General features: G+C 61.3%; 19 protein-coding genes and 2 tRNA genes. 13 read left to right on the top strand and 8 right to left on the bottom strand.

Annotated elements, in window-relative coordinates; all coding sequences use genetic code 11:
• Nucleotides 1-23: 23 nt before the first annotated feature.
• Both JO015_18540 and ccsA read right to left on the bottom strand, forming a co-directional pair.
• Nucleotides 24-1,091 (bottom strand): glutamyl-tRNA reductase, encoded by a 1,068-nt coding sequence (locus JO015_18540; protein MBW0001095.1) that lies wholly within the window; start codon nucleotides 1,089-1,091, stop codon nucleotides 24-26.
• Nucleotides 1,092-1,096: 5 nt separating this feature from the next.
• Entirely contained in the window at nucleotides 1,097-1,921 is an 825-nt protein-coding gene (ccsA, locus tag JO015_18535) for a cytochrome c biogenesis protein CcsA (protein MBW0001094.1), read from the bottom strand.
• Between the two features lie 31 nt (nucleotides 1,922-1,952).
• Here ccsA and JO015_18530 point away from each other — a divergent pair, with 31 nt between their 5' ends.
• From JO015_18530 to JO015_18505, 6 genes are all read left to right on the top strand, one after another.
• The gene (locus tag JO015_18530; GenBank protein ID MBW0001093.1) at nucleotides 1,953-2,483 is read left to right on the top strand and encodes an adenine phosphoribosyltransferase; all 531 of its coding nucleotides are present in this window, start codon (nucleotides 1,953-1,955) and stop codon (nucleotides 2,481-2,483) included.
• Between the two features lie 17 nt (nucleotides 2,484-2,500).
• Nucleotides 2,501-3,421 (top strand): ABC transporter permease subunit, encoded by a 921-nt coding sequence (locus tag JO015_18525; protein MBW0001092.1) that lies wholly within the window; start codon nucleotides 2,501-2,503, stop codon nucleotides 3,419-3,421.
• Nucleotides 3,414-4,310: an ABC transporter permease gene (locus JO015_18520; GenBank protein MBW0001091.1), complete on the top strand. Its 897-nt coding sequence runs from the start codon at nucleotides 3,414-3,416 to the stop codon at nucleotides 4,308-4,310. The genes JO015_18525 and JO015_18520 overlap by 8 nt, the downstream gene beginning before the upstream one ends.
• A gap of 114 nt (nucleotides 4,311-4,424) precedes the next feature.
• Entirely contained in the window at nucleotides 4,425-6,248 is a 1,824-nt protein-coding gene (locus JO015_18515; protein ID MBW0001090.1) for a bifunctional homocysteine S-methyltransferase/methylenetetrahydrofolate reductase, read from the top strand.
• Complete coding sequence (locus JO015_18510) at nucleotides 6,202-6,960, top strand: TVP38/TMEM64 family protein (protein MBW0001089.1); 759 nt, start codon at nucleotides 6,202-6,204, stop codon at nucleotides 6,958-6,960. The genes JO015_18515 and JO015_18510 overlap by 47 nt, the downstream gene beginning before the upstream one ends.
• A 45-nt stretch (nucleotides 6,961-7,005) precedes the next feature.
• Nucleotides 7,006-7,368 (top strand): PilZ domain-containing protein, encoded by a 363-nt coding sequence (locus tag JO015_18505; protein ID MBW0001088.1) that lies wholly within the window; start codon nucleotides 7,006-7,008, stop codon nucleotides 7,366-7,368.
• 49 nt (nucleotides 7,369-7,417) lie between these two features.
• Here JO015_18505 and rpsT read toward each other — a convergent pair whose 3' ends face one another.
• From rpsT to JO015_18490, 3 genes are all read right to left on the bottom strand, one after another.
• The gene (gene rpsT, locus JO015_18500; GenBank protein MBW0001087.1) at nucleotides 7,418-7,753 is read right to left on the bottom strand and encodes a 30S ribosomal protein S20; all 336 of its coding nucleotides are present in this window, start codon (nucleotides 7,751-7,753) and stop codon (nucleotides 7,418-7,420) included.
• 65 nt (nucleotides 7,754-7,818) lie between these two features.
• Nucleotides 7,819-8,331 (bottom strand): hypothetical protein, encoded by a 513-nt coding sequence (locus JO015_18495; GenBank protein MBW0001086.1) that lies wholly within the window; start codon nucleotides 8,329-8,331, stop codon nucleotides 7,819-7,821.
• A gap of 78 nt (nucleotides 8,332-8,409) precedes the next feature.
• Nucleotides 8,410-8,481 (bottom strand) — tRNA-Met (locus tag JO015_18490).
• Nucleotides 8,482-8,634: 153 nt separating this feature from the next.
• Here JO015_18490 and JO015_18485 point away from each other — a divergent pair.
• Together JO015_18485 and glgB are read left to right on the top strand one after the other, a co-directional pair.
• Nucleotides 8,635-9,837, top strand: a complete 1,203-nt coding sequence (locus JO015_18485; GenBank protein MBW0001085.1) for a glycosyltransferase family 4 protein — start codon at nucleotides 8,635-8,637, stop codon at nucleotides 9,835-9,837.
• Complete coding sequence (gene glgB / locus JO015_18480) at nucleotides 9,834-12,110, top strand: 1,4-alpha-glucan branching protein GlgB (GenBank protein ID MBW0001084.1); 2,277 nt, start codon at nucleotides 9,834-9,836, stop codon at nucleotides 12,108-12,110. The genes JO015_18485 and glgB overlap by 4 nt, the downstream gene beginning before the upstream one ends.
• Before the next feature lie 27 nt (nucleotides 12,111-12,137).
• On the opposite strand, the gene JO015_18475 is transcribed toward glgB, so the two are convergent.
• Nucleotides 12,138-13,481, bottom strand: coding sequence for an exodeoxyribonuclease VII large subunit (locus JO015_18475; protein MBW0001083.1), 1,344 nt, complete (start codon nucleotides 13,479-13,481; stop codon nucleotides 12,138-12,140).
• Between the two features lie 530 nt (nucleotides 13,482-14,011).
• Between JO015_18475 and JO015_18470 the strand changes: the two genes are divergently transcribed.
• From JO015_18470 to crcB, 3 genes are all read left to right on the top strand, one after another.
• A tRNA-Val gene (locus JO015_18470) sits at nucleotides 14,012-14,086 on the top strand.
• 272 nt (nucleotides 14,087-14,358) lie between these two features.
• Nucleotides 14,359-14,775: a CrcB family protein gene (locus JO015_18465; protein ID MBW0001082.1), complete on the top strand. Its 417-nt coding sequence runs from the start codon at nucleotides 14,359-14,361 to the stop codon at nucleotides 14,773-14,775.
• A 7-nt stretch (nucleotides 14,776-14,782) separates the two neighbouring features.
• The gene (gene crcB, locus JO015_18460; GenBank protein MBW0001081.1) at nucleotides 14,783-15,172 is read left to right on the top strand and encodes a fluoride efflux transporter CrcB; all 390 of its coding nucleotides are present in this window, start codon (nucleotides 14,783-14,785) and stop codon (nucleotides 15,170-15,172) included.
• A 263-nt stretch (nucleotides 15,173-15,435) separates the two neighbouring features.
• Here crcB and JO015_18455 read toward each other — a convergent pair whose 3' ends face one another.
• Both JO015_18455 and JO015_18450 read right to left on the bottom strand, forming a co-directional pair.
• Entirely contained in the window at nucleotides 15,436-16,332 is an 897-nt protein-coding gene (locus tag JO015_18455) for a histone deacetylase (GenBank protein MBW0001080.1), read from the bottom strand.
• A 19-nt stretch (nucleotides 16,333-16,351) separates the two neighbouring features.
• The gene (locus tag JO015_18450) at nucleotides 16,352-16,990 is read right to left on the bottom strand and encodes a hypothetical protein (protein MBW0001079.1); all 639 of its coding nucleotides are present in this window, start codon (nucleotides 16,988-16,990) and stop codon (nucleotides 16,352-16,354) included.
• A gap of 132 nt (nucleotides 16,991-17,122) precedes the next feature.
• Between JO015_18450 and JO015_18445 the strand changes: the two genes are divergently transcribed.
• Together JO015_18445 and JO015_18440 are read left to right on the top strand one after the other, a co-directional pair.
• Nucleotides 17,123-18,289: an FIST C-terminal domain-containing protein gene (locus JO015_18445; GenBank protein ID MBW0001078.1), complete on the top strand. Its 1,167-nt coding sequence runs from the start codon at nucleotides 17,123-17,125 to the stop codon at nucleotides 18,287-18,289.
• Nucleotides 18,290-18,309: 20 nt separating this feature from the next.
• Nucleotides 18,310-18,861 carry a bifunctional (p)ppGpp synthetase/guanosine-3',5'-bis(diphosphate) 3'-pyrophosphohydrolase gene (locus tag JO015_18440; protein MBW0001077.1) on the top strand — a complete coding sequence of 184 codons (552 nt, stop codon included), beginning with the start codon at nucleotides 18,310-18,312 and terminating at the stop codon, nucleotides 18,859-18,861.
• The last annotated feature ends 491 nt before the right edge of the window (nucleotides 18,862-19,352 follow it).

Genomic DNA, 19,352 nt, shown 5'->3' with positions numbered 1-19,352 from the left:
CCGACGCGTGCCAAGCCGCAACATCACCACGGCCGCGGGTACTCAAACATCACCCCTGGAGCGAGTGCCGGCAGGGCGGTCGACGCCCGCTCCAGCCAGTCGGCAAAATCCCGTGCATGGTTTAACACCAGTTGCTCGCCGAGATCAGCCTCCCGTTTACGCGCCTCCAGGCCCTTGGCCGCCATGACCTCCAGCGAGTCCAGGTCGTACAGGTACACGCCGTCAAGCCGGTGCACGGCCGGTTCGACGTCCCGCGGCATTGCCAGATCGATGATAAACACCGGCCGTTGCCGGCGCCGGCGCATAATCGGCTCCAGTTTCGACACCGTCATCAGGAAGTGCGGCGCCGAAGTCGAGCTGACCAGGATATCCACATCGATGAACTCTTCCTCCCATTGATCAAAGCGGACCGCTCGTCCCCCCACCAGGTTCGCCAGGTTTTGCGCCCGCTCGTAGGAGCGGTTTGACACGAAAATCTGTCGCGCACCCCGCAACTGAAAGGCGCGCGCCGTGCGTTCGCTGGTCTCACCGGCGCCGAGCAGCATGATCTTGCAGCCGCGGAGGTTGCCGAAGATCTGCGTGGCGAGGTCGACGGCGACCGAACCAACCGAGACGCAGCCTTTGGTGATACCCGTGTTGGCCCGAACGTCTTTGCCCACCTGGAACGACTTTTGAAAAAGGCGGTTCAGGTATTTGCCGGTGACGCCCAGTCGCGCCGCCGTGTGATACGCCTTCTTGACCTGGCCGAAAATTTCGGTTTCACCGACGACCATCGATTCCAGGCCGGAGGTCACGCGGAACAGGTGTCGAGCGGTTTCCGCGGCGGACAACTGGAAAAAATGTTCCAGGTCACCCTTGACCAGTTCGCGCTGCAGGCCGCTGAGAATCGATTCGGGCGCGGGCTGGCCCGGGTAACCGGCGAGATAGAACTCTGTGCGGTTGCACGTCGACAAAATCACCGCTTCATCGATGCCCGGCACCTTTCTGAGCCGCTGTAGCTCCTCTGCCAGGAGCGCGTCGGGCACGGCAAAGCGTTCTCGTACGCTGACGTTGGCGGTCTGATGGCTAAGCCCGAGGCAAAAGATGTTCATCCCGTCTAGAGCGATCGTGTTTCTGAGATAAAACGGATTCCCCAAAAAGTGCTTAACAACAAGCTGAATGCGAGGATCGAAAGGCGGGCAACCCATTTCGCCGCCACCCGTCGCTGGCTGCGGGCCAGCAGAATACCGCCGTAAAGCAGCCAGACCACGATTGACCAGCCCACCTTCCAGGCGTCGGTCGCCCGGCCGACGCAGAAGCCTGCCGCCAGCCCGAGGGACAGGAATCCGAATCCAAGCCAGAGCAGGCGGGTGTTTGCCACCGTCAATGCATTGATCGGCGGCAGCCGGAAAAAGATGCTGGTCGGCTGGCGGGTTTTGAGCTGGCGCTCCTGGAACAGGTACATCGCCCCCGCCACGCAGGCTAAGGCAAAAGCGCCGCACGCGATCATCGAAAACGACGCATGCGCCTCAAGCCACGGGTTGACCGCCTGCGGCAACGCAGGGCGCGAAGCCGGCAGGAGCAGGGCACCCAGGCACATGACGGCGACGACGGGCGCGGTGAACCCGCCCAGCAGAGAGAGCCGGTAGCTGGATCCCACCACCAGGTAGATCAACGAGATCGACCAGCTCATGAACACGATTACCTCAAAAGGGTTGGTGATCGGACAGCGCCCGATCGCATGTCCGCGCACGTAGAGAAAACCGGTCTGCAGAATGAAACCCACTCCCAAAGTGCACAGGTTCACCCAACGCGGCAACGCTTTTGCCATCGCCAGGGCGTACGCAGAGTAGACCGACCCGAAAAGAAAGCAGATCGCCGCGAGCACTATCCAGATGCGGTCCGGCTCGGCATTCACAACGCTTACAAAAACAGGGTGCATGGACGCAAAGAACTGCTACGGTCGGCCAACTATGAGCGGGATAACCGTTGAACAGCTCCAGGCGGCCATTCGCGACGTCCCAGATTTTCCGAAACCTGGAGTCACTTTCAAAGACATAACACCGATTTTGTCAGATCCAAAACTCTTTAACACCGTAATCGACATCCTGGCGGATGAGGCGGCCAAAAACCGGCCGGACAAAATTGTCGGGATCGACGCGCGCGGCTTCCTTTTCGGGGCAGCCGTCGCCTACAAGCTGAAGTGCGGATTTATCCCGGTGCGTAAGAAGGGCAAACTGCCCTACCGGAGCATTTCATTCGCCTACCAGCTCGAGTACGGGTCGGCGGAGATGGAGATGCACGTCGACGCCATTTCTTCAGGCGAACGCGTGGTGCTGGTTGACGATCTGCTGGCCACGGGCGGCACGTCCGGGGCGGCGATTCATCTGGTCCAACAGATGGGCGGGACGGTGCAGGCAGCGCTCTTTTTTATCGAACTCTTGTTTCTGAACGGGCGTGAACGTCTGGGCAACGTCCCCGCGCACACGCTCGTGCGGTTCTGACGCGTGCGCCGGCTGCCATGGTCCGCTTCGTGTTAAGGCGTGCGCTGAGCCTTTTCGGGGTCCTCTTTTGCGTCGTCACCGTAACTTTTTTCCTGATTCACCTGATGCCGGGTGGGCCGTTCGACCGCGAGCGCAAGCTGCCGGAGCAGGTTGAGGCCCAGTTGCGCGCCAAGTACCGGCTCGACGGCCCGATTCTGGCGCAATACGCCAATTACCTCGGCGACCTGGCCCGCGGGGATTTGCGCTTGTCGACCAAGTACCGGAACCGTTCGGTCAACGAAATCCTGGCCGACGCCCTGCCTGTGTCCGCCACTTTAGGCGGGATCGCTTTTGCCCTCGCCGTGACCGCCGGGGTTGCCTTCGGCAGCCTGGCCGCGTCCGCGCGGCAACCCTGGATCGACCGCACCGTGATGCTGCTGGCCCTGGTGGCCATCTGCCTGCCGTCGTTCGTCATCGGCCCGCTGCTTATCCTGCTTCTCTCGTTCACGATCCCATTGCTGCCGGTCGGCGGCTGGGGAGATGCACGGAGCCTGATCCTCCCCTCGATCACCCTGGCAGCGCCTTACGCGGCTTACATCGCCCGCCTGACGCGCGCGAGCATGCTTGAAGTGCTCGGGCAGGACTTCGTGCGGACCGCCCGCGCCAAGGGCCTCAGCAACTTCAGCGTGGTTTGCCGGCACGCGCTGCGGGTCGGGATTCTGCCGGTCGTGTCTTATCTCGGCCCGCTCGCGGCGAATCTCCTGACCGGTTCCATCGTGGTCGAAAGCATTTTCAGCATCCCCGGCGCCGGCGGCTTTTTCGTCAACTCGGTGCTGAACCGGGATGGATTTCTGCTGGCAGGGGTGGTGATTGTTTACTGCACCCTCCTCGTGGTTTTTAACCTGGCCGTCGACCTGCTTTACGGGGTGCTTGATCCCCGGATCGTGTTATATGAGTGACGAGTCAAGCCGGTCAGACCGGTGGCGGCGGGCTGCCCTCTGGGGCCCGGCCGCAGTGATCGCCGCGGTGACCCTGCTGGCCGTCCTCGGCCCGGCGCTGCTGCCTGCCCCGTTGGGAGACGTGTCCCGCGACAGCTTCCTGCCGCCCGGCCCCGGCCATTGGTTCGGCACCGACCTCAACGGCCGGGACCTGTTTTATCGCGTCCTGCTCGGGGCGCAAATCTCCCTTCTGGTGGGTGCGGCGGGCGCAGCCATAAGCTTCGGGGTGGGCATCACTTACGGATTGGTGGCCGGCTACGTGGGCGGAACGCTCGACTCAACCTTGATGCGCATCGTCGACGTGCTCTACGCCATCCCGCGCCTGATCTTTCTTCTCGTTCTGATCAGCACCCTGGATCCCATTTTGCGGCGGTTCCTCGATGCCGGAGGCCTGCGCACGTGGATCGGCTATTCGAAGATCATGATCCTGGTGCTCTGCCTCGGCCTCACCGAGTGGCTGACGATGGCGCGAATCGTGCGCGGCCAGGTTCTCAGCCTGAAAGCCCATCCGTTCGTGACGGCTGCGCGCGCCGTCGGCCAGACTCACGCCGGCATCATTTTCAGCCACCTACTGCCGAACCTGCTGGGAATCGCCATCGTTTACCTTACCCTGACCATCCCCGCCGTGATCCTCGACGAGTCATTCCTGAGTTTCCTCGGCGTGGGCGTGCAAGCGCCCTTGGCCAGTTGGGGCCTGCTCCTGAGCGACGGCGCACAGGCCATCAACCCCATCAAGGGCTACTGGTGGCTGCTCATTTTTCCAGCCCTTGCCATGGCCGTAACCCTCCTGGCGCTCAATTTTCTCGGAGACGGTTTGCGGGACGCGCTCGACCCCCGGCGGAGAAGGTGACGGCGGCAATGGCGGCTCCGCAGATCCCGGGACGCAAAAAGAAGTGATGACAAATGGCGTTCGGTACCGATACTTGCACGCTACCCCCGATGTGTCGGGTACACTCGTTCGGCGATGGATCTAGTGACGGAATTGGGAGACTCGGTAATTTGCGGCGACGGAGCCATGGGCACGGAACTCATGGCTGCGGGTGTCTCGATCGACGCGTGTTTCGAAGAGCTTTCGGTTACCCAGACCCAGCTTATATCCGACGTTCACGCTGCCTATGTGGCGGCAGGTGCACGCCTGATTGAAACAAACACGTTCGGCGCCAATGCCGTCCGCCTTCACCGCCACGGCCTGGAACAGCAGGTGAGGGCCTTCAATCAGGCGTCGGTCCGATTGGCGCGCCAAGTGGCTGCGGGCCATTCTGTGTACGTGGCGGCCAGCGTCGGCCCGCTGGGCATCACCCTCGAAGAGGCGAGCGCGGGGCACATTGACCCGGCCCAGGCATTTACAGAACAACTTACGGCCCTGCTGGAGGCCGGCATCGACGTCATCTTTTTCGAGACGTTCATTGACTTCGAGGAAATCCGGTTGGCCCTGCAACAACTGCGCAAGCTGGATCCTGCCATTCCCGCCATTTGCTCCCTCGTCGGGTCTGAAGAAGGGCGCCTGCCCTCGAGCCTGCCCATCGTGCAGGCGTTCCGGGATCTGACCCGTGCCGGCGCGAACGTCGTCGGGGTCAACTGCGTGACCGGTCCCCACGCGATGACCCGCATCCTGCAGCGCATCCCGGGCGACTTTATCATCAGCGCCTTTCCGAATGCAGGTTATCCCCGTTACCAGGATGGCCGGTTTCTGTATAACCCTGCGCCCGAATACTTCGGCAACGCCGCCCGCGAGTTTGTGGCACACGGTGCGCGCCTGGTTGGCGGATGTTGCGGCGTCGGGCCCGCCCACATCCGCGAGATGGCGCGCGCAATCGCGGATCTGAAGCCGGTCCGTTCCAAACCGGTGATTTCCAGCCTGCGAACGCCGGAGGACGCCCGCAAAAAGCGCCCCGCGGAAACCAGCATCCTGGACCTGATGGCGCGCGGCGATCGGGTCGTCGTCTGCGAGCTCGATCCCCCGAAAACGTTGGATCTCGAAAGGTACTACGAGGGTGCCCAGATGCTGGTCGACGCCGGCGTTGACGTGATCACCCTGGCCGACAATTCGCTCGCCATCCTGCGGGTAAGCAACCTGGCGATCGCCGCCGTGCTCAAACAGAAGTACAACATCATGCCCCTGCTGCACCTGAGTTGCCGGGATCGGAACCTTATCGGGCTGCAAAGCGAGCTGATGGGCATCGCCGCGCTCGGCATCCGGCACGTCCTCCCATTAACGGGCGATCCGGCCAAGTTCGGTGACCAACCCGGCGCAACGTCGGTTTATGATGTCAACTCCATCCAGTTGATGCAGATCATCCGCGGCCTCAACCAGGGGTACAATTTCGCCGGGAAAACCATCAAGTACCCCACCCACTTCGTCGTCGGCTGCACTTTTAATCCAAACGCCAAGAACCTTGACGCTCAGCTCAAGCGCCTGGAGCGAAAGTTGGAAGCAGGGGCCAGCTACGTTATGACGCAGCCTGTTTTCGACTGCACGCTCGTGAAATCGATGTATGAACACACGAAAGGTTTCGGGGTACCGATCCTGACGGGAATCTGGCCCCTACTTAACCATCGGCAGGCGGAGTTTTTACACCATGAGGTGCCGGGCATCGTCGTCCCGGACGGGGTGCGTGCGCGCATGGCGGGCGTCCAGGGGCCGGAGGGGCGCAAACTCGGGGTAGAAATCGCCAAAGAGATCGCCCGGACTGCGCTTGAATACTTTCCGGGCGTTTACCTGATCACTCCATTTCTAGCGTATGACACCACCGCTGAACTCGCCCAGTTCGTCCGAGGTCTATCCTAAGTTCTCCTGGGCCTGGGTCATCCAGTTGGGCGGATTGCTGCTGGCCTTTGCGGTGGTCTTTTTCCTCTCGATGCGCTACCCCCTGCTCGAATGGCTGGCGAACGCCCGGAGTACCGTTGAACACCTTGGCCTCTGGAGCGGGCTCGTCTACCCGTTCGCGTACGCCATTTGCAATCTGCTGCTGCTGCCGGGCGGCGTGCTCAGCATCGGTGGCGGTTTCTTCTTCGGACTCTGGTGGGGATTCATTCTCGTGTTGGGGGGCAATCTGCTCGGCGCGGCGGCCGCATTTATCATCGCCCGAAGCCTCGGCCGCCAGCGGATCGAAAAGCTGTTGCGCAGTAACCGGCGATTGCACCTGCTCGATCACGCCATCAGCCGGCACGGCTGGAAGATCGTGGTTCTTTCGCAATTAAATCCTCTGGCGCCGTCGAGTCTGCTAAATTACCTCTACGGCCTGACCCGGGTGGACCTGAAAAAGTGCCTGCTCTGGATCGCCGTCGGACAAACGCCGGGGCTTTTCTTTTACTCGTTCATCGGCACCCTGGGCCAGTTTGGAATCGAGATGGCACGCGGCAACAGGCATCCTATCGTTCATGACTACCTGGCGTGGGGGGCGGGATTTGTGTTGACCATCCTCACCACCTGCCTGCTCGGACGGCTGGCCCGCCGAATTATGGAAGAGGTTGAGGCTGAAATGGAGGAGCCATCTTGACTGTCGCGCAATCCGGAATAGCTTTGAACGAGGTTGGGTCGGCGGATGAATTGTTCTGCTTCCACGGCCGCAAAGGCCGATTATGAAATTTATCTGGATTATGGTGCCGACTCTTTCCTGGGCCATTTCGGCCAGCTCGCTCTGAGTGAAACCGGGCTCCGGTTCAGGTCACCCTGGCGATTCACGCTCGGCACGCAACTCGCCGTCCGGCTCTGTATAGAAAGCCGCGGCGCAAGTGAACCGCGTCTTTGCGAGGAAGTAACCGGAGTCGTCGTCAGCTGTGATCCGCGTCTGGACGAACCAGCCTGGTACGAAATGGTCGTGCTCTTCCTGGACCTGCCCCTCCCCCTCCGGCAAGCTTTCAGCCGGCTGGCCGTCCGCCCGGAACTTATGGGCAACCTGATCTAATCCCATCCAGGCGGGCGCCTGGGTCACATCCAGGCGGGTACCTGGACGATCAGGCCGGTGTCTGGTCCGCTTCGGAACCCTGGCCTGCTTCCGCTGCCGTCGCCGCAGCCGCCTTGGCCTTGCCAACCAGTTTCAGAACCGCCTTGTTTGCGCGGCTCTTACGGCGGCTCGCCAGGTTGCGGTGAACCACACCCCGTTTCGCCGCTTTGTCGAGCTTGGAGGCCAACATCTGCAGAGCCGCTTGCGCCTGGGCGTGGTCACCGGCCGAAAGAGCTGTCGCCAGCTTTCTCTGCTGGGTACGGACGCCGGTCATGACGATTCTGTTCTGCAGGGTACGGCGCTCGGTTTGACGAGCACGTTTCGCTGCGGATTTGGTGTTGGCCATAAGCTTAACTCAAAGGGAGGGGAAGCTAACCGGTTCTCACCGGCTGTCAACCCCGGCCAGCCAATTCACGTTCCGTGCGCGTCGCGAAGGTTATCAGCCTGGGGACGGCTCGGGACGGCCGGAGTATTGGAGCCGCTTGAGCCGCTTGAGCGATTAAGCAACGCATTAAACACGCGCTGCGGGAGGCTGCGACCCTGCTCTTCCTGTTCCAGGTCATTGATCGCGCTGCGTTTGGCTTCCTCCCAGATAGCGGGAAACCCGGGTGAACTCGACACCATCCAGCGCTCCGCGCGGGCAAAGATCTCCAATTCACGCTGGAGCCGGCGGTCCGACACCTGGTTGAGATTGGCAATTTTTATCCGCAGATTCTCATTCTGCTGTTTGAGCTCCTGCAAGTCGATCCGGAGGCGGTTCGTCGCCTCGGATTCCAGTTCGAGCTTGTCGGACAAGTGCCGCTTCAAGCGCCGAACTTCTTTTTTTGCGTCGGCAAAACGCAAGGCGAGGAAAACAACGCCTATCAACCCGAGGAAAAATCCCCCGATGAAAGCCCAAAACATGGGTTGGTGCAGCAAATCCATACAAGATCTCTCATCCTACGAGAATCGGGCTGCGGATCAAGCAACGTTCGCGTGCCGGCCTCGATCTGGCTGGTAAAGTGCCAGGGGGGAGATTTGAACTCCCGACCAAGGGCTTATGAGTCCCCTGCTCTACCACTGAGCTACCCTGGCGCGGTGGAATCCGAAGGGTAGAACCATTCCGCCAGGTTGCAAGCCGAAACCTGCAACCGCCCGGCAAGGTTCGTGGGGGGGAAACGGCTTGCCCACGGCGCCTTTTGCCGTCGCGCCGTCCATGCTAAAGGAGAATGGCGCGTGGGCCGACGAATGAACATTGCCCTCCTCCATTACACCTGCCCGCCGGTGATCGGCGGGGTCGAAACCGTGCTGAGCCAGCAAGCGCGTTTGCTGGCGGCCGGCGGGCATCGGGTCATGGTCCTGTGCGGCCAGGGACAACCCTTCGCAAGGCATGTGCCGGTACGGATCGTTCCGGACCTAAGCAGCGCACCCTCGTCCCGGCTTGAGCCTCCACCGGGCAGGGCAACGGCGGCCGGCCAAACCGCCGAGGAATTCGTCCAGGACCGGGTGCAGGCGGTTGAAACGGCCTTGCGCCAGCACCTCGTCGGAGTCGACGTCGCCATCGCGCACAACCTCCTTACGATGCCATTCAATCTGGCCGCCACCCATGCCCTGATCCGGTTGGCCAGGTCCGGACTGCCCGTGGTCGCCTGGACGCATGACCTCGCCGCGGTCAACCCCGATTACCAGGTGCCCCGCAGCCCCGCCTTTGACGTCCTGCGCAGCTTCCAATCCCCCGTCCATTACGTCGCGATTTCCGAAACGCGCGCGCTGGAGTTCCTGGCCATGACGGGAACGCGGGTCGAAGCCGTCATCCCTAACGGGATCGATCTGGCGTCGACCCTTGGCATCACCGACGAGGCCTACGCGCTGCTCGCCCCGCTGCAACCCAAGGCGGCCCTGCTGTTCTACCCAACCCGCATTTTGCGCCGGAAAAATCTCGAGCTTGCCATCGACGTGCTGGCAGCCTGCCGCGACCTCGAGTACCCGGCCACGCTTATTATCTCGGGCGCCGCCAATCCGCACGGACCGGGTGACCGGACTTACCTGGACGAACTCAAGCGGCGAGCGCACGATCTGGACGTCGCCGCCGGCGTGGTCTGGGTCAACGAGCATTTTTTCGTCGACGCAAACCAGCTCAGAAGTTTGTACCTCATGGCTGACGGCGTCATTTACCCGACCCGCCAGGAGGGTTTCGGGCTGCCGCCCCTTGAAGCGGCCGCGTTTCGCTTACCGATATTTTGTTCGGCCATAGAACCGTTGCGCACCCATGTTCCGTTCAATTCAGTGACGTTTGATCTGCGCAGTTCACCCCGAAAGATCGCCGAGACCATTATGCACGCATTGGAGAACGACCCGACGTACCTGAGCCGGAAGTGCTTGATTCGTGGACACTCGGCCCAAAAATTCTACCTTGAGCAAATGGAACCTTTGTTGAGGAGATTAGCATGACCCCGACGATTGCCCCCCACGATATCCACCGAATCCTGCGTGCCGAGCACGACGATCCATTCGCTATCCTCGGGCTTCACCAAGCCGGAAATCAGCTCGTTGTACGAGCATTTCGCCCCGAAGCCAAAACCCTCACCGTGATTGATCGGAATGATACATCGCGGCGCTTCGACGCAAACCGGGTCGCCGAGGAAGGATTCTTTGAAGCGGCTATCGGCGAGGACGTGCCGCGATTCGATTACCTGCTGGAGGTGACGAACTGGAACGGGGATGCCGTGCAGCTCGCCGACCCGTATTCGTTCGGGCCGATCCTGGGTGAACTGGACATGCACCTTTTCAAGGAGGGAAACCACTACAATGTTTATGAAAAATTAGGGTCTCACCTCACCACGATCAACGGCCACGCCGGAGCCACCTTCGCCGTCTGGGCGCCGAATGCCCAGCGGGTGAGCGTCGTGGGCGATTTCAATGGGTGGGATGGCCGCGTCTACCCGATGCGGCGGCGGCCCGAAGCCGGCATTTGGGAAATCTTTATTCCCGACATCCGCGAGCAGGCCCACTACAAATTTGAGGTGCGTAACTGCTTTGGTCACAACGTTCTGAAGAGTGATCCGTTCGCATTCTACGGCCAGCACGGGCTTCAGACCGCCTCCCTTGTCTTCGACCTGGGCCGTTACACCTGGAGCGACCAGGCATGGATGGAAGCGCGCGACCGCAAGCAATGGCAGCGGGAACCGGTCAGCGTCTACGAAGTCCACCTTAGTTCCTGGGCACGCGTGCCGGAGGAAAACAACCGGTACCTCAGCTACCACGAACTCGCCGATCGCCTCATACCCTACGTCAAGGACCTGGGCTACACGCACATCGAACTCCTGCCGGTGGCGGAACACCCGTTTGATGGCTCCTGGGGTTACCAGGTTACCGGGTATTACGCCCCCACCAGCCGCTTTGGAAACCCGGACGACTTCCGTAATTTCGTCGATCGCTGCCACCAGGCGGATATCGGCGTCATCCTTGACTGGGTTCCCGGCCACTTCCCGAAGGACATCCACGGCCTGGCCCAGTTCGATGGTACCCGCCTCTACGAGCACGCCGACCCGCGTCAGGGCGAACACATGGACTGGGGCACGCTCATCTTCAACTACGGGCGCAATGAAGTCCGCAATTTCCTGATCGGAAACGCCTTGTATTGGCTCGACGAGTACCACATCGACGGTTTGCGCGTCGACGCGGTGGCCTCGATGCTTTACCTGGATTACTCACGGAAACCAGGCCAATGGGTACCGAACGTCTTCGGCGGCCGGGAGAACCTGGAAGCCATCCACTTCATGAAGCGCTTCAATGAAGTCTGCTACGAGCGTTATCCCGGCATCATGACCATCGCGGAGGAATCCACCGCGTGGCCTGGTGTCTCGCGCCCGACTTACCTAGGAGGCCTCGGCTTTGGCTTCAAATGGAACATGGGATGGATGCACGACTTCCTCCTCTACATGAGCCGGGAACCGGTTCACCGGAAGTATCACCACGGCGACGCCACTTTCTCGCTCATCTACGCGTTCCATGAACACTTCATCCTGGTGCTGAGCCATGATGAAGTGGTGCACGGCAAGGGTTCGATGATCAACAAGATGCCCGGCGACTGGTGGCAGAAGTTTGCCAACCTGCGCCTGTTCTATGCCTGGATGTATGCGCACCCCGGCAAGAAACTCCTGTTCATGGGTCAGGAATTCGCCCAATGGCAGGAATGGAACCATAATCGCAGCCTCGACTGGCACCTGCTGGATTCTCCGATGCACCGGGGTTTGGTCCGGCTGATCCAGCACCTCAACCACCTCTATAAAACCGAGCCGGCGTTTTTCGAACTCGACGACACGTACGAGGGCTTTGAGTGGATCGATTTCCATGACTGGGAGAACTCCGTTGTGGCGTTCATGCGGAAAGCCAGGTACGGTGCACCGTTCATCTTTGCGGTCAACGCCACCCCGGTCCCGCGCCGCCATTACCGGATCGGCGTGCCCGGAGAGGGCTGGTACGAGGAAATCCTGAATACGGACGCGGAAACCTACGGCGGCAGCAATGTCGGGAACTACGGCGGCATGCACGCTGAACCGATTGCGTGGCAAGGAAAGAGCCATTCCATCGTGATTACCTTGCCGCCGCTGGCTACCGTAGGCTTCAAGAAGCACGAGTACCGCCAGCCGGAGCCGCCCCCGGCCCCCGAACCGGAAAAGACGGCGGCGGAAGATGTCACGATCCTGGCCAGAACCCCATGATGCGGGTTCCGCCGGCCTTGAACTCCGCTAGGGAAGACGGGCTTCCGGAACGGCGGAGATGATTTCGCCGTCGCTGACCTGGGTGCGGATCGTTGCTCCGGGCCGCACTTGGGCAGTGCTGTGGATCACGCGTCCCTGGTCATCCCGGGTGATTGAGTAGCCGCGTTCGAGGGTCTGTTGCGGGCCCAGCAGGCGCAAGTGACGGACCGCCGCGAGCAGGCGCTCGTGATGGTCATCGAGCCGCGCGGCCATCGCGGTAACCAGCCGATTCTGAAGGTGTTGATGGTCACGGCGCGCCAGTTGGATCTGTTGGGCCGGGCGCAAGGCCTGTACCAACGCATCAAGTTGATGCACCCGGGCACGCATCTTTTCCAGGGTTGCCTGGGGAAAGGTCTGCAACCGGCCTTCGAGCTGATCCAGCCGCTGCTGGCGCTCCTGGAATATGCGAAGCGGTTCCCGCAGAAACACCGACACGGTATGCTGGCGCAAATGGAGCCGGCGTACCTCCAGGGCTTGCCGGGCCGCACGATCCAGGCCGGCCCGCAAACGCTGTAAATGGCTGGTGAGGGCGTTAATCTCAGGAGCGACGAGTTCGGCGGCCGCGCTTGGGGTCGGTGCGCGGACGTCAGCTACAAAATCCGCAATGGTGAAGTCGATCTCGTGGCCCACCGCCGAAATCACCGGCACCGAGCAGGCGTGAATCGCCCGAACGAGGACCTCCTCATTAAATTCCCAAAGGTCCTCAAAACTGCCGCCGCCCCGACCCACGATCACGACCTGGATCGCCAGTTGCGACGCGCGTTCGCTCAGGCATTTGATGGCCTCGGCAATCTCGACTGCCGCACCCGCGCCCTGGACACGGACCGGGTAAACCAGTACGCGCAACCAGGGGCTGCGCCGCTGCAGAATGTTCAACATGTCCTGGATGGCGGCCCCGGTCGGTGAAGTCACCACCGCCACCCGGGTCGGAAATTTCGGCAATGGACGCTTCCGGCCGGCGTCGAAAAGACCTTCCAGCTGGAGCTTCTGCTTCAAGGCCTCAAATTTTGCCTGCAGGACGCCCAGGCCCTTCGTCTGGACGAGCGTGACCACCAACTGATATTGGCCGCGCGTTTCGTAGACCGTGAGTTCGCCGTACGCCTGAACGTGCAAGCCGTCTCCCAGCGAAACCGGGTTGCCCGCCGCGCAGGCCCGCGCAAACATCACGCAACTCAGCTGGGCTCGATCGTCCTTCAGCGTGAAATAATGGTGCCCGGAGGATTGTTTGCGGTAGTTCGAGATTTCTCCTTCCACCCAAATCAGACCGAAGTTGCTTTCCAAGAGGTCGCGCACCCGGCGCGTGATCTGGCTAACGGAGAAAATCGGCACCATCGAGCCAACAGCCTAACCTAAACCGAGACAAACAAGCAATGTCCGGCACACGGCGGCCACAGCGAGGAGGGCGGGCACCACGTAAGAGTTCACACGGTCACACGGCGGCCACAGCGGGTTTGGCGGGCACCACGTAAGAGTTCACACGGCGAACACGGCGAGCCACGGCGACCACGGCGGAAGAGGAAGAGGAGTTCGGAGTTCGGAGGGGCAGCATGAGGGGTGGGTGCGAGTGTCAACCTTAGAGCTGCCGCCGGGTCCTCTTAATCTGTGTCAATTTGTGTAATCTGTGGATGATTCCTCTTTTCTGCGTTCTTCTGCGTGTTCTGCGGATGATTTAGTCTTCCCGCTGTGGTCGCCGTGGCTCGCCGTGTTCGCCGTGTGAACTCTTACGTGGTGCCCGCCCTCCTCGCTGTGGCCGCCGTGTGACCGTGTGAACTCTTACGTGGTGCCCGCCCTCCTCGCTGTGGCCGCACATTCCGGTTGCAATTCCGGCCTCCAGCCCCTAACCTCCGGTTCTCCCGTAAAATGCGCGATTAGCTCAGTGGTAGAGCACTTGCTTCACACGCAAGGGGCCGCAGGTTCAAACCCTGCATCGCGCACCATCCTAAAAGGCGAGCCGGCCCCTTTGCGCGACCCGGTGATCGCGGCGATGACCTGGTCGACGTTCAGGTCGCCGAAAACCCCGGTCCGAGGCACCAGGTTGGCGTGGTTTTTAAGCGTTGCCCTGGCGCGCGTCCGCCTAAAACGTACGTGCAATGGATTGATCTGATCCCGATTCGCGCGTATTTAGCCCGGCCGGCATTCCGGCAAACCGCCCTGTCCGGGCTGATGACTCCTTCCCGTCAACGACGGGTAATGACACATGACCGAGTTTATGCGCAGGTATTGGTTGGTGGCCCTCGGCGGGGGAATCGGAACCTTGATGCGTTTCGGGATCTCGGAGTGGGTGGCCACGATGCGGCTTTGGCCTCCACTCGCCGTTTTGGCGATCAACGTTTCCGGCTGCTTCCTCATCTCGTTCCTCAACTTTGTTTCGGACCCGTCCGGGGACATATACCTTGGGCCGATGAGCAGGTTGTTCTTGATGGTCGGCTTCTGCGGCGGTTACACCACCTTCAGCTCGTTCAGTCTGCTTTCCTTCGACGCCCTGCAGCACGCCCGCTTCGTCGACCTCTGGCTTAATATCGGCCTTTCGCATGCCCTGTGTTTGCTCGGCATTTGGCTTGGGAAGGTTGCTGCAAGGCCCGTTCCCCGCGCCTTGTTCAAGTTCCACAACCTCCTAAAAAGTTAATCGACCAATGACTCTGCTGGCGTTGATTTTGGCATTCGTCGGTGGAGCGGCCGGAAGCATGTGCCGCTTTTGGCTGTCCGGGATGGTCGCGCAGCGGTTCGGCGCAACGTTTCCTTACGGCACCCTGACCGTAAACGTGGTCGGCTCGTGGGTCATCGGGTTTGCCGCGGGGTGGCTCGTGACCCACGATGCCGCCTTCTGGGCTCCACTGGTAAAGGTTTTTGTCGCGGTTGGCTTTTGCGGCGGGTTAACGACGTTTTCCGCTTTCGGCCTTCAGACCTGGAGTCTGGTCTTGAGCGGACGCTGGGTCAGCGCGCTGGTAAACATTTTTGCGTCGACCGGCCTCTGTTTGGGGGGGGTGGCGCTCGGGTGGGGATTGGCCCAGAAGGTTTTCTGACCGGTCAAAGCTGCACCCTCAACGGCGTGACGGAACTACCCTGCTCTGGCCGCGCAGCGCCAAAAGGTGTACCCCTCCGTCGTTCCGACAGAGAGTAAGCCCGGCAAAAGGGAGGTAACCACTCCCCTTCACTTCCGCCGATTAAGGAAGGCGGTTCGCCATGGAAATCCCCGGCGACGCCGTGGCGAAGAAAACATCCATGGGTTCCTCCCCGTGCTCGACGAGATGCTCAAGGGCGGCCTGGTGCTTGGAGGGTTCGTCGTTCAGCCGTGATAGACGTCGAACGTCGTTTTAACGGAGTTGGCGTGCAAACGTGCGGTCATACCCGGGACGCGGTTGTAGCCGCCGCCGTAAAGGACGGCCAGAGGGACCTCGAACTCCCGGCAGAGCGACGCCACAAACCGGTCCCGCGTTTCCAGATCGGTGCTCGTAAGCCGCATCTGGCCGAACCGGTCGTTCTCGTGGGGGTCTGCCCCGCTGATCCAGACTGCCAGATCAGGTTCAAAATCTTCAACGACGCGCGGCAGTGTCGCCTGCAACTGCGTGAGATAACCGGCGCCATCGACCCAGCGGGGCAGCCCCACATCCAGATCGCCTGGCTCCTTGATCGTAGGATAGTTTTTCTCAACGTGAATCGAATAGGTGAAAACGCGCGGGTCGTCCCGGAAGATCGCGTGGGTGCCGTTCCCCTGGTGCGCATCGGTATCGGCCACCAGGACGCGGAGCCCGGGTTTTTCCGTGTGCAGCCGGCGAATAGCCACCGCGACGTCGTTCAAGAGACAGAACCCGAGGCCGCGCCCGGGAAAAGCGTGGTGGGTACCGCCGGCGAGGTTGGCCGCCAAACCGTCATCCAGCGCTGCCGCCAGGGTCGCCACCGTTCCGCCGGTTTCGTAACGGCACCGCACAAAGAGTTCAGGCGTCCACTCAAACCCCAGCCGGAACGCCTCGCTCGGACTCAAACCGGCATGCGAAAGCTTAACCAGGTATTCCTCGACGTGCACGCGTCGCAGATCTTCAACGGAGGCCAGCGGCGCCCGGCAAATCTCAAGGCCGGGCATTTCAGTGATCAGGAGATCATAGGCCTGGGGAAACTTCTCCATCGGGAAAGGATGGGCCGGAGGCAGCGGGTAATAATAGTCCGAAAGGTAAAAGCAACGCATACGGCCCGTGACACGAACATTACCTTTGAAACCCGCCCTCGGCGAACGACACCACGTAATCGGCAAACGCCGCCTTACCCGGCGCCCCGTGGATAAGGCCGGCTTCGGTGCAGAAACCGAGCCCCGGACCGTAGGCACGCCCGTTGACGACGCACGCGTTTAGGTGATTGGCACGCACCTGCTGTCGCGCCGTTTCGATCAATGCCGCCCGGTCGCCCTCATGCTCCAGCTTCCACCCGACCAGGTAGGCGTTACGAAAAAACTTGCGCAGGTCGGTAATGATCTTGGGTTTCGGAACCAGCAGGAGACGCACGCCTTCAGACCGGCTGGAAATCTTCGCCGCGGTCAGGGGCGCGCCCGCCGCGTCGACCGGAGTAACGGAAAAATCGGCCAGTGCCGCCGCGTGCAACACCAGGTCGACCTCATCGGCTCTGGCGATTGCGGCCAGCATGCGCGCAAGGGCCTCGTTGCGATCGAAATGCCGGGCGCCACCCCGCCCGTGGCGCGCTCCTTCTCCGAGAAGGAGCTCAACGTCGTGCCCGGCGTCAATGAACCGGTCATACAGGGTGACCGCCAGTTCGCCCGACGACGTGTTCGTCAGGATCCGGACTTCGTCAATCGGCTCACTGCTCGGGCCGCCGGTAATAACTACGCGCATATGGTTCCTCTAAATCGAATCTATACGAAGTGAAAGGCCACGGGCCGGGCCGCCGTCAAAACCTGAGGACGAAAATGCTCGGCCTTTAACCAACGGACTTTGATTCCGCAAGCCGTCCAGTAAATTGCAAGAATGACCCCCAAAGCAGTGTCCCACGTACATACAGGCTCCTACTCCGAGTCGGCTCTCATTGAGGCGACGACGGCGTTGCGGGAGCAAATGGGGACTAACGCCTCGCTGGGATTTTTCTTTGCGACGCGTGAATGGGCTGAGAACCTTGAGGACAGCCTCGAATTGATCCGGCTCCACGGGCACGTTTCGCAATTGATCGGGTGTTCCGGCTCCGGCGTCCTGGGTCGTCGGATCGAGCTTGAGCAAGCCGGCTTTAGCCTCCTGCTGCTGTCATTGCCGGCCGGCAGCTTCGAAACTTTCGCCATCACCGAAGACGACCTCGACGCCGTTGATGATGCGTCTTTTTGGCATCGGTTTACCGGAATTTCTCCGGACAAAGCCCACGCCTGGGTCGTTGTAACTAACCCTGCGTTTGACGGGCTGGAAGGCTGGCTCGCGACCTGGAATCAAGCTTACCCGGGTACACCTACCGTGGGAGGCATCGCGGGAGCGCCGGATAACGAATATTTTCTGGTGAAAGACGGAGACGTGGTCGATGCGGTATTGGTCGCCGTGGGCTTTACCGCGGGCGTGACCGTTGAGTCCCTCGTCAGCCAGGGTTGCCGCCCGATCGGCGAACCGCTGCCGATCACCAAGGCCGAGGATAATCTTATCCTTGAGATCGGGAATATTCCCGCCTATCAGGCCTTGGAGAACGCTTTTCTCAGCATCCCCGCGCTGGAGCGCACCTCGGTCCGCAACAACCTGTTCCTTGGTTTGGCCGTCTCGGAATACATCGACGAATTCAAACTAGGCGACTTTTTGATCCGTAACATTCTGGGCGCGGATCCCCAATTGGGTGCTTTGGCGGTCGGCGCGTTTCCCCGGGTCGGTCAGACGGTGCAGTTCCAACTGCGCGACATGCGCTCCGCCCATTCAGACCTCGTCGAGGCGGGTCGACGGGCCCGGCAGCGCTGCCGAGCCCCTTTGGCCATACTGCTTTTCTCGTGCGTAGGGCGCGGCCGCAACCTTTTCGGCGTGTTGAACCATGATCCCTCGGTCATCGCCGAAACCATCGGGGATTTGCCGCTCGCCGGGTTTTTCTGCAACGGTGAGATCGGCCCCGTCGGGTCCCAGACCTTCCTCCACGGGTATACTGCTTCCGCCGCCATCCTGAATGCTGAATGATCTGAAACGGGAACGTAACCATGGCGGGGGAATTGGATTCCGATTTTCATAAGACCTGGCGGGCCCTCTCTTTCGCGGCCCGCGTGCACCGGCATCAAACCCTGGCAGATGGGGTGACGCCCTACCACGCGCACGTCATTGGTGTGACCTGGGTCGTGCGGCACCTGTTCAACCTTCAGGACCCGCTCACCCTTACCGCGGCCGCCCTTCACGACGTGCTCGAAGACACCCCCGTCACAAAAGAAGAACTCGCGGCGGACTTCGGTGAAGAAGCCGCAGCCTGGGTCGCCAATCTGACCAAAGCGCAGGACCTGCCCGAAGAGGAACGGGAAGCCGATTACGTTGCCAGGCTGGCGTCCGCACCCGAACCGGTCTGCCTCGTCAAGCTGGCCGACATTTACGATAACGTGTCCCACCGGCGCGGAACTTCCAAAATGCCGAAGACGTTGCGTAACGCCCACCGTTACCTGGACGCCGTCTCCGCGCGAATCACCTCCGAAACCGGTACGCGCGCCCTGGAACACGTCCGCCGTTTACTGGCGGAAGTGGAATCACACGGCGCCACGGCGTAACACGGCGACCCCGGCGGGAAGAGGGGGAAAGGAGTTCGGAGTTCGGAAGGGTCGTAGAACCAAGTCCGATCTCCCCCGAAGGGCACGCTCACACCGCGGGAAGACAGAATCATCCGCAGAACACGCAGAAGAACGCAGAAAAGAGGATCCATCCACAGATTACACAGATTGACACAGATTGAGGACTTGGCGGCAACTCCAAGGTTGACACTCGCACCCACCCCCATGCTGCCGCTCCGAACGCCGAACGCCGAACGCCGAACGCCGAACGCCGAACTCCGAACGCCGAACTCCGAACTCTTTCCTCTTCCCGCCGTGGTCGCCGTGGCCCGCCGTGGTCGCCGTGTGAACTCTTACGTTGCGCCCGCCACCCCCGCTGCGGCCGCCGTGTGACCGGCACCCGGCCCTCACACAATCACCAGGTCGACGCCCGGCAACTCACGCATCAGCTCGTCATGCAGCGCCGGCCTGAACGACCAGCGGCGCCGGCC

This window comes from Verrucomicrobiota bacterium (genome assembly GCA_019247695.1).
Taxonomy (GTDB): domain Bacteria; phylum Verrucomicrobiota; class Verrucomicrobiia; order Chthoniobacterales; family JAFAMB01; genus JAFBAP01.
This window is presented reverse-complemented; position numbering and strand designations above follow the sequence as displayed.

Bases quoted from the DNA above. Each gene is read 5' to 3' on its own strand.
- JO015_18540 (MBW0001095.1), bottom strand. From the start codon at position 1,091: ATGAACATCTTTTGCCTCGGGCTTAGCCATCAGACCGCCAACGTCAGC.
- ccsA (MBW0001094.1), bottom strand. From the start codon at position 1,921: ATGCACCCTGTTTTTGTAAGCGTTGTGAATGCCGAGCCGGACCGCATC.
- JO015_18530 (MBW0001093.1), top strand. From the start codon at position 1,953: ATGAGCGGGATAACCGTTGAACAGCTCCAGGCGGCCATTCGCGACGTC.
- JO015_18525 (MBW0001092.1), top strand. From the start codon at position 2,501: ATGGTCCGCTTCGTGTTAAGGCGTGCGCTGAGCCTTTTCGGGGTCCTC.
- JO015_18520 (MBW0001091.1), top strand. From the start codon at position 3,414: ATGAGTGACGAGTCAAGCCGGTCAGACCGGTGGCGGCGGGCTGCCCTC.
- JO015_18515 (MBW0001090.1), top strand. From the start codon at position 4,425: ATGGATCTAGTGACGGAATTGGGAGACTCGGTAATTTGCGGCGACGGA.
- JO015_18510 (MBW0001089.1), top strand. From the start codon at position 6,202: ATGACACCACCGCTGAACTCGCCCAGTTCGTCCGAGGTCTATCCTAAG.
- JO015_18505 (MBW0001088.1), top strand. From the start codon at position 7,006: ATGAATTGTTCTGCTTCCACGGCCGCAAAGGCCGATTATGAAATTTAT.
- rpsT (MBW0001087.1), bottom strand. From the start codon at position 7,753: ATGGCCAACACCAAATCCGCAGCGAAACGTGCTCGTCAAACCGAGCGC.
- JO015_18495 (MBW0001086.1), bottom strand. From the start codon at position 8,331: ATGGATTTGCTGCACCAACCCATGTTTTGGGCTTTCATCGGGGGATTT.
- JO015_18485 (MBW0001085.1), top strand. From the start codon at position 8,635: ATGAACATTGCCCTCCTCCATTACACCTGCCCGCCGGTGATCGGCGGG.
- glgB (MBW0001084.1), top strand. From the start codon at position 9,834: ATGACCCCGACGATTGCCCCCCACGATATCCACCGAATCCTGCGTGCC.
- JO015_18475 (MBW0001083.1), bottom strand. From the start codon at position 13,481: ATGGTGCCGATTTTCTCCGTTAGCCAGATCACGCGCCGGGTGCGCGAC.
- JO015_18465 (MBW0001082.1), top strand. From the start codon at position 14,359: ATGCGCAGGTATTGGTTGGTGGCCCTCGGCGGGGGAATCGGAACCTTG.
- crcB (MBW0001081.1), top strand. From the start codon at position 14,783: ATGACTCTGCTGGCGTTGATTTTGGCATTCGTCGGTGGAGCGGCCGGA.
- JO015_18455 (MBW0001080.1), bottom strand. From the start codon at position 16,332: ATGCGTTGCTTTTACCTTTCGGACTATTATTACCCGCTGCCTCCGGCC.
- JO015_18450 (MBW0001079.1), bottom strand. From the start codon at position 16,990: ATGCGCGTAGTTATTACCGGCGGCCCGAGCAGTGAGCCGATTGACGAA.
- JO015_18445 (MBW0001078.1), top strand. From the start codon at position 17,123: ATGACCCCCAAAGCAGTGTCCCACGTACATACAGGCTCCTACTCCGAG.
- JO015_18440 (MBW0001077.1), top strand. From the start codon at position 18,310: ATGGCGGGGGAATTGGATTCCGATTTTCATAAGACCTGGCGGGCCCTC.